Genomic DNA, 8904 nt, shown 5'->3' on the forward strand with positions numbered 1-8904 from the left:
CAGCCGCTTCTGCTCAGACTTCCTTGAGGCAGAGCACGACGTCGTGGCTGCCGCCCTGCTGGTAGTAGGCGATCGTCGACTCCGTGACGGCCTCGCACTTGTCGGGGTCGCTGGTGTTGTCGAACTTCTGGACAACCTTGTACTGGGCGTCGCTGGACGTGCAGTCCACCTCGTTGAGGTCGGCGTTCGTGTCCGAACCGTCGTTGTGCATGCAGGCGCCCACGGCCGTCGTCTCGGCGTCACTCTGACCGAAGTACCACTTGCCGCCGGCGATGGCTATCGCGACCACGATGAACACGCCTATGCGCAGCAGCTTCTTGCTGAAGCGGTTGGCCGGCGCGGGCGGCGGGACCGGGGCTCCCTGGAACGGGGCGCCCTGGTGCGGCGGGTACGGCTGCTGGGGAGCCGCCGGCGGGACGGTCGCGGGAGTGGTCGGAGTCTGGTCCTGTGGCGGCGGAGTGGTCACTTTGGAGGTCCCCCTAGGCTGTGGGTGCGCTTGGCGTGAAGTAAGACGCACGTAAATTACCGGGACCCACTGACAACTCTGTACTTCAAACGTTCTCTGTGGCCTTCATGTGACACTTACTGACGCTCAAAGCGGGCCATAGTCACAGCAATTGCCCCGTAGATAACGGCGATTGTGACCAAGAGCGGCACCGAGCGGCCGTCTCCAGGGAGCATCAGGGCCGCCACTCCGGCCGCGCCGACGAAGGCGACGTTGAACAGGACGTCGTAGACGGAGAAGATCCGGCCGCGGAATCCGTCGGCGACCGAGGACTGGACGATCGTGTCGGTGGCGATCTTCGAGCCCTGGGTGACGAGGCCCAGGACGAACGCCGCGATCAGCATGGGCACCTCGGTGAACGCCAGGCCGAGCCCGGGCACCAGGACCGCTGCCGCGCCGGCGCACACCACGATCCAGCCGCCGGGTCCGAGACGCGCGACCCCTGCCGGGGTCATGACGGCCGCGACGAAGAATCCCGCCCCGGAGATGCCCACCGCGAGGCCCAGCAGGGCCAGCCCGTCGTCGGAGTCGTCCGAGAAGGCGTACCGGCAGAGCATGAGGACCATGACCGTCAGGGCGCCGTAGCAGAACCGCATCAGCGTCATCGCGGCCAGCGACCAGGCTGCCTCCCGGCGCCCGGGCTCCAGCAGATGCCGTACGCCTGCCGCCAGGCCGCGTGCGGTGCCGGTGAGCGCTGCGCCCAGCCGGGGCTGCACCAATTCGGGGTCGGGGCCGAGCAGTTCCGGGTCGAGGCGCAGGGAGGAGAGCGACGCGCAGAGGTACAGGGCCGCGCCCAGAAGGACCACCGCGGCGTCGGAGTCGGAGCCCGCCAGCCGTACGACGAAGGCGAGTCCGCCTCCTGCGGTGGCAGCGAGCGTGCCCGCTGTCGGGGAGAGCGAGTTGGCGATCACCAGGCGTTCGTCGTCGACCACGCGGGGCAGGGACGCCGAGAGTCCGGCCAGGACGAAGCGGTTGACGGCGGTGACGCAGAGGGCCGAGACGTAGAAGAGCCAGTCCGGAACATGACTCAGCACCAGGACGGCCGTCACGCATGCCAGCAGAGCGCGCAGCAGATTGCCGTACAGGAAGACCTGGCGGCGTCGCCAGCGGTCCAGCAGGACGCCCGCGAAAGGGCCGACGAGAGAGTACGGCAGGAGCAGTACCGCCATGGCGGAGGCGATCGCGGTCGCCGAGGTCTGCTTCTCCGGCGAGAAGACGACGTACGCGGCGAGTGCGACCTGGTAGACGCCGTCGGCGCCCTGGGAGAGCAGGCGTACGGCCAGCAGGCGCCGGAAGTTCCTCAGGTGCAGGAGTACCCGCAGGTCACGTACGACAGCCATGGGGCACAGCCTCACATACGAGGAAGGTCCCCGGGCGGATGACCCGGGGACCCTCGACGGGCAGGAGCGACAAGCCTGTTGGGGCTTCGTCGGCGCTGGACTCCTCTCAGCGCTCGACTTCGCCCTTGATGAACTTCTCGACGTTTTCCCGCGCCTCGTCGTCGAAGTACTGGACCGGCGGGGACTTCATGAAATAGCTCGACGCGGAGAGGATCGGGCCGCCGATACCGCGGTCCTTGGCGATCTTCGCGGCGCGCACGGCGTCGATGATGACACCGGCGGAGTTCGGGGAGTCCCAGACCTCCAGCTTGTACTCCAGGTTCAGCGGGACGTCGCCGAACGCACGGCCCTCCAGGCGGACGTACGCCCACTTGCGGTCGTCGAGCCAGGCCACGTAGTCGGACGGGCCGATGTGGACGTTGTCGGCGCCCAGTTCGCGGTCACGGATCTGGGAGGTGACGGCCTGTGTCTTGGAGATCTTCTTGGACTCCAGGCGGTCGCGCTCGAGCATGTTCTTGAAGTCCATGTTGCCGCCGACGTTCAGCTGCATCGTGCGGTCCAGGACCACACCCCGGTCCTCGAACAGCTTCGCCATCACGCGGTGCGTGATCGTGGCGCCGACCTGCGACTTGATGTCGTCGCCGACGATCGGGACGCCCGCCTCGGTGAACTTGTCCGCCCACTCCTTGGTGCCGGCGATGAAGACCGGGAGGGCGTTGACGAAGGCGACCTTGGCGTCGATGGCGCACTGGGCGTAGAACTTCGCCGCGGCCTCGGAACCGACGGGCAGGTAGCAGACGAGGACGTCGACCTGCTTCTTCTTGAGGATCTTGACGACGTCGACCGGCTCGGCGTCGGACTCCTCGATGGTCTCGCGGTAGTACTTGCCGAGACCGTCGAGGGTGTGGCCACGCCGGACCTTCACACCGGTGTTCGGCACGTCGCAGATCTTGATGGTGTTGTTCTCCGAGGCGCCGATGGCGTCCGCCAGGTCGAGGCCGACCTTCTTGGCGTCCACGTCGAACGCGGCGACGAACTCGATGTCCTTGACGTGGTAGTCACCGAACTGGACGTGCATCAGGCCGGGGGCCTTCGACGCCGGATCGGCGTCCTTGTAGTACTCGACTCCCTGTACCAGCGACGCGGCGCAGTTGCCCACGCCGACGACGGCTACGCGAATGGAACCCATTCGGTTGCTCCCTGTGTGTACGAGTGAGGACCTGAGCGGCCCTCACGTGGCGGTGTCGTCGGACGGACCGGTCCGGGAGTCGTCCTCCCGGGACCGGGGCAGGCCGCCCGGCGCTCCAGATGTGGTGTCCTGCGAGTCGGTTGCCCCGGAGTCGGCACCTTTGAGGTCCCGTCCGGCCCGCTCGCTCTCGATGAGCTCGTTCAGCCAGCGCACTTCGCGCTCCACGGACTCCATTCCGTGGCGCTGGAGCTCAAGGGTGTAGTCGTCGAGGCGCTCCCGCGTACGCGCCAGGGAGGAGCTCATCTTCTCCAGACGCTCCTCCAGCCGGCTGCGACGCCCTTCGAGCACGCGCATGCGTACATCGCGGGACGTCTGCCCGAAGAAGGCGAAACGAGCGGCGAAGTGTTCGTCCTCGTACGCGTCCGGGCCGGTCTGCGAGAGCAGCTCCTCGAAGTGCTCCTTACCTTCCGCCGTCAACCGATAGACGATCTTGGCGCGGCGTCCTGTGAGCGGGGTGGCGAGCGCGTCCTCCGACGCGCCCCCCGACTCCTCGATCAACCAGCCGCTCACGACCAGCGTCTTGAGGCAGGGATACAGCGTGCCGTAGCTGAAGGCGCGGAACACACCCAGTGAGGTATTGAGCCGTTTCCGCAGCTCATAGCCGTGCATGGGGGACTCGCGGAGCAGGCCGAGGACGGCGAACTCAAGGATTCCGGAGCGCCGGCTCATCGTCGCCTCCCCTCTCCCACGGTCCGACCGTGACGGTCGTCGGCACTGTTTATGCCGAGCTGATGTATCGACTCGATACATCCAGACGATAGATCGGCCCTGCGGATGGGACAAGGGGGGAAGTCGTGAACGGGATCACATCACCGATTCGTAGGAACCAAGTTGCCTGATTTGGGGTGAACTTCGGGGCTGGAGAGGTTTTGACGGTGCGTAGTCTGTGCGCCATGCAATCCACCGGGACCCGAGTGACGTTTGGGGACGTCGTCGTGCTTGGTGAGGTACGGATGAATGCGAACACGGCCGCATCCGTACTTTGGGGGGACCGGAAACCAGCCGCCGCTTCCAGGCGCGCACGGGTGCGCCTGCCCAAGGAGTAATCGTTCGATGAGCGAGCACCGTCGCAAACCGCCGCAGCCGCAGGGAGGCGGACGTGCCGCGGCCCGACGCGGCCAGTCCGGCTCGTCCTCCGGCCGCCGTGCGGCACCGCGAGGCGCAACCGAGTCTCCCTCCGATTCCTACGGGTCGGGTTCCTATGGGTTGGGTCCCTACGGAGCGGAAGGCGAGGAGCGCCCGTCGCAAGGCCGCGCCGATTCCCGGCGCGCCGCCCAGAGAAGTACCGGTGGACGTCGCAGAGGAGCCGAGGACGGCGGACGCCGCGGCGGTCCCGGCGGCCCGAACGGGCGCGGCAGAGGCCGGGCGGCGGGTCCCCCGCCCAAGAAGCGCTTCATCGACTATCCGCGCGCGGGCAAGTACGGCGCGGCGCGCTGGATGCCCTCGTGGCGGCAGGTGACGGGACTCTTCATCGGCTTCGTCGGCAGCCTGGTGGCGGTGGCCGGCATCGGCTACGCCCTGGTGGGTGTGCCGAAGGTCGCGAATACCGCCACTGCTCAGAACAACGTCTATTACTGGGCCGACGGCAGCCAGATGGTGGCGACCGGCGGTGAGACGAACCGCCAGATCATCGGCTACGAGCAGATCCCGGCGTCGATGCGGTACGCCGTGATGTCGGCCGAGAACAAGACGTTCGAGACCGACAGCGGCGTCGACCCGATGGGTATCGCCCGAGCCCTGTTCAACATGGCCAAGGGCGGTCAGACGCAGGGTGGTTCGACGATCACCCAGCAGTACGTGAAGAACGCACGCCTGAACGACCAGTCCCAGACGCTCACGAGGAAGTTCAAGGAGCTGTTCATCTCCATCAAGGTCGGCACCAACGTCGACAAGAAGGAGATCATGGCCGGCTACCTGAACACCGCCTACTACGGCCGTGACTCCTACGGGATGCAGGCAGCCGCCCGCGCGTACTTCAACAAGGACGCCAAGGACCTGAACGCGAGCGAGTGCGCGTTCCTGGCCGCCGTGCTGAAGGGCGCCACGTACTACGACCCAGCCGGCAACGTGGCTGTCGACTCCGTGAACGCCACCCCCGACAAGAACCGCAAGAGGGCCGAGGAGCGGTGGAAGTGGATCCTCGACGAGGAGGTCAAGGACGGGCGCATGACCGCGGTCGACCGCGCCAAGATCACGACCTTCCCGAAGATCCAGAACCCGCGTTCCAACACGGCGCTGGGCGGCCAGGTCGGTTACCTCGTCGACCTGGCCAAGGGCTACCTGATCAACAACACCGACAAGACCGGGATCACCGCCGACCAACTGCAGCAGGGCGGCTACTCGATCTACACGACCTTCGACAAGAAGAAGGTCCAGGCGTTGGAGAAGGCGGTCAAGAACGTCGAGAAGGCGAACATCAAGCCCAAGGAGCGGCCGGACACCGACAAATACGTGCAGTTCGGTGGCGCTTCCGTGGAACCGTCGACAGGCGCGATCAAGGCCGTCTACGGCGGTGAGGACGCGACCAAGCACTTCACCAACAACGCCGACACGACGGGCGCCCAGGTGGGTTCGACGTTCAAGGCGTTCGTACTCGCCGCCGCGATGAAGTGGGGTGTGCGCGATCCGGACCTGGGGGCGGAACAGGCCCAGGACGAGCGGACCCAGGTCTCCCCGGACAGCATCTACAGCGGCAAGAACAAGCTGAAGATCGAGAACTACGACAACACGATCTGGAAGGACAAGGACGACAAGGAGTGGCTGCAGCGCAACGACGGCGACGAGTCGTACAACGCGCCCAGCTTCCGGATCGACCTGCGTGAGGCGATGCGGGTCTCGTCCAACTCCGCCTACGTCCAGCTCGGTATGGATGTCGGCCTGGACAAGGTCCGGGAGTCCGCGACCGACGCGGGCATCCTCGACAGCAGTCTGGCCAGTGCCGACTTCCCGTCGTTCTCGATCGGTACGTCCGACCCCAGTGCGATCCGCATGGCCGGTGCGTACGCGACCTTCGCGGCGAGCGGCAAGCAGAACAACCCGTACTCGGTCGAGAAGGTCAACAGCAAGGACGGCGTCGTCTTCGATCACAAGAAGATCGCCAAGCCCAAGCAGATGTTCACCGAGCAGGTCGCCGACAACGTCACCGACGTCCTCAAGACCGTCGTCGACGACGGAACGGGTACGGCGGCCCAGTTGACCGGCCGGGAGGTGGCCGGTAAGACCGGTACCACCGACGGGAACAAGTCGGCATGGTTCATCGGGTACACCCCGCAGCTGTCCACCTCGATCAGCATGTTCCGGATGAACGACGACGAGACCCAGAAGAACCGTCAGTTCCTGGAGATGTACGGCACGGGTGGCCAGGAGAAGATCCACGGCGCCTCGTTCCCGGCCGAGATCTGGCACGACTACATGGAAGAGGCGCTGAAGGGCGCTCCGGTGGTGGACTTCCCCGCTCCCGAGCCCTACGGCGAGGTCGTCGACGAGGACCCGCTGCCGAGCCCGACGCCCTCGGTCACCGAGTCGGAGGAAGTGATCCCGTCACCGAGCCCGTCGCCCTCCGACGAGGAGGTCGAGCCCTCTCCCTCGCCCTCACCGAGTGAATCCTGCAACCCGTTCGATCCCACGTGTTCGGACATCGGCGGGACCGATACGGGAGGCACGGATCAAGGCTCTACGGACGGCGGAGTGACGTCCAGTCCGACTCCCACGGAGAGCGACGGGGACAACAACGGCAACGCGAACGGAAACGGCGGCAATAACGGAGGCATCTTCGGCTGACCGGCCGGCTGGCCGAAGCAGCACCCGGCGCGGGTGTTTCACGTGAAACACCGATCCGATTCACGCTGTTTCACGTGAAACATGGGGCCGTCGCACCGACCAGGTGCGGCGGCCCTCGGCGTATTCCCAGGCGCGTACGGCAGGATGTGGCCCATGTCCAGTGCAGAGACGACGCACGCGAGCGTGCGCGAGCCGGATCCGGTACGGCCGACCAGGGACGACGAGATCGCCGTGGCCGGCAGTGAGCTGATCGGCGGCCCCATCGGACGGCGTGCCCTGCTGGGGACGTCCTGGTGGACTCCGGTACGGGTGGTCGCGCTCGTGGCGATCGGCATGTTCGCCCTCGGCCTGGTCCAGAAGGCGCCCTGCTACAACGGCGGCTGGTTCTTCGGGGCCAGCTCGCAGTACACGCACGCCTGCTACTCCGACATTCCGCACCTGTATCAGGGCCGCGGATTCGCCGACGGACTGGTGCCGTACTTCGACAAGTTCGACGGCGACATGCAGTACCTCGAATACCCGGTGCTGACCGGCGTGTTCATGGAGGTGGCCGCCTGGCTCACGCCCAGCAGCGGAACCATCCAGCACCAGGAGCAGTGGTACTGGTTCGTCAACGCCGGGATGCTGATGGTGTGCGCGGCGATCATCGTCGTCTGTGTGTCACGTACGCACGCGCGGCGCCCCTGGGACGGTCTGCTGGTCGCTCTGGCGCCTGCCGCCGCGCTCACCGCCACCATCAACTGGGACCTGCTGGCGGTCGCTCTGACGGCTGCGGCGATGCTGATGTGGTCCCGGGGCAGGGCCCTTGCTTTTGGGGTGCTCCTGGGCCTCGCCACGGCCGCCAAGCTCTATCCCGTGCTGCTGCTGGGCCCTCTGTTCGTGCTGTGCTGGCGCGCGGGCAAGTGGCGGCAGTTCGGGAGCGCTCTGGGGGGCGCGGTTCTGGCCTGGGCCGCCGTGAACCTTCCGGTGATGTACTTCGCCTTCGACGGCTGGTCGAAGTTCTACACGTTCAGCCAGGAGCGGGGCGTCGACTTCGGCTCCTTCTGGCTGATCATCTCCCAGCGTTTCGACTACCCGTTCACCACGGAGACCGTCAACACCTTCGCGACGCTGCTGATGCTGGCCTCGGCCGTGGGTATCGCGGCGCTCACGCTGACGGCGCCGCGCCGTCCGCGCTTCGCCCAGCTGGCCTTTCTGATCGTCGCGGCCTTCATCCTCACCAACAAGGTCTACTCACCCCAGTACGTCCTGTGGCTGGTCCCCCTCGCCGTGCTGGCCCGCCCGAAATGGCGGGACTTCCTGATCTGGCAGGCGTGCGAGGTCGCGTACTTCCTGGGGATCTGGATGTACCTCGCCTACACGACCAGCGGTGACGCCCACAAGGGCCTGCCCACAGAGGGCTACCAGTTCGTCATCGGCGTCCACCTGGTGGGCACGCTGTACCTGTGCGCCGTGATCGTCCGGGACATCCTCATGCCGGAGCGGGACGTGGTGCGCCGGGCCGGCGACGACGATCCGTCAGGAGGCGTGCTCGACGGCGCTGAGGACGTCTTCGTACTCGGCGCTGCGGCTCATCCACCGCAGCACGCCGCGCATTTCGACGGGCCGCAGGTGGAGTGGGGCAACCAGCGGGACCGGGACGAGGATGACCGTTCGCTCTGAGCGAACACTGCTGGAGAGGGTCGTGCGAAGCGATGAGCCTGGCCCCCGCCGCGTACACCCTTTTCCAGAAGGTGATGCGGCACGACCCGGCGGACGCCGACTGGGTCGGGCGCGACCGTTTCGTGCTGTCCGCCGGTCACTCGTCCCTGACCCTCTACACCCAGCTCTACCTGGCCGGTTTCGGCCTGGAGCTGGATGACCTGAAGGCGTTCCGGACGTGGGGTTCGAAGACCCCCGGCCACCCGGAGTACGGGCACACGACGGGCGTGGAGACGACGACGGGTCCTCTGGGCCAGGGTGTCGCCAACGCTGTGGGCATGGCGATGGCCGCCCGTTACGAGCGCGGTCTGTTCGACCCGCAGGCCCCC

Annotated in this window: 6 protein-coding genes and 1 pseudogene; 3 read left to right on the forward strand and 4 right to left on the reverse strand. The window is 66.7% G+C overall.

Translation table 11 applies throughout. The features are described 5' to 3' along the window. Positions 1 to 13: 13 nt before the first annotated feature. From STRTUCAR8_RS44185 to STRTUCAR8_RS44200, 4 genes are all read right to left on the reverse strand, one after another. A complete protein-coding gene (locus tag STRTUCAR8_RS44185; RefSeq protein WP_006383017.1) occupies positions 14 to 466 on the reverse strand; it encodes an LppU/SCO3897 family protein in 453 nt (150 codons plus the stop codon). Positions 467 to 582: 116 nt separating this feature from the next. Continuing rightward, a complete protein-coding gene (locus STRTUCAR8_RS44190) occupies positions 583 to 1845 on the reverse strand; it encodes an MFS transporter (RefSeq protein ID WP_044473948.1) in 1263 nt (420 codons plus the stop codon). A gap of 106 nt (positions 1846 to 1951) precedes the next feature. Further along, positions 1952 to 3034 (reverse strand): inositol-3-phosphate synthase, encoded by a 1083-nt coding sequence (locus tag STRTUCAR8_RS44195; protein ID WP_006383014.1) that lies wholly within the window; start codon positions 3032 to 3034, stop codon positions 1952 to 1954. Positions 3035 to 3076: 42 nt separating this feature from the next. Beyond that, positions 3077 to 3763 carry a PadR family transcriptional regulator gene (locus tag STRTUCAR8_RS44200; protein ID WP_006383012.1) on the reverse strand — a complete coding sequence of 229 codons (687 nt, stop codon included), beginning with the start codon at positions 3761 to 3763 and terminating at the stop codon, positions 3077 to 3079. Between the two features lie 384 nt (positions 3764 to 4147). Here STRTUCAR8_RS44200 and STRTUCAR8_RS44205 point away from each other — a divergent pair, with 384 nt between their 5' ends. The 3 genes and pseudogenes from STRTUCAR8_RS44205 to STRTUCAR8_RS44215 all read left to right on the forward strand — a co-directional run. Further along, positions 4148 to 6874: a transglycosylase domain-containing protein gene (locus tag STRTUCAR8_RS44205; RefSeq protein WP_078507501.1), complete on the forward strand. Its 2727-nt coding sequence runs from the start codon at positions 4148 to 4150 to the stop codon at positions 6872 to 6874. A gap of 153 nt (positions 6875 to 7027) precedes the next feature. Beyond that, complete coding sequence (locus STRTUCAR8_RS44210) at positions 7028 to 8536, forward strand: glycosyltransferase family 87 protein (RefSeq protein WP_006383018.1); 1509 nt, start codon at positions 7028 to 7030, stop codon at positions 8534 to 8536. Between the two features lie 29 nt (positions 8537 to 8565). Next, a pseudogene (locus STRTUCAR8_RS44215) lies at positions 8566 to 8904 on the forward strand (transketolase); the annotation flags it as partial.

This window comes from Streptomyces turgidiscabies Car8, assembly GCF_000331005.1.
GTDB classification, from domain to species: Bacteria; Actinomycetota; Actinomycetes; order Streptomycetales; family Streptomycetaceae; genus Streptomyces; species Streptomyces turgidiscabies.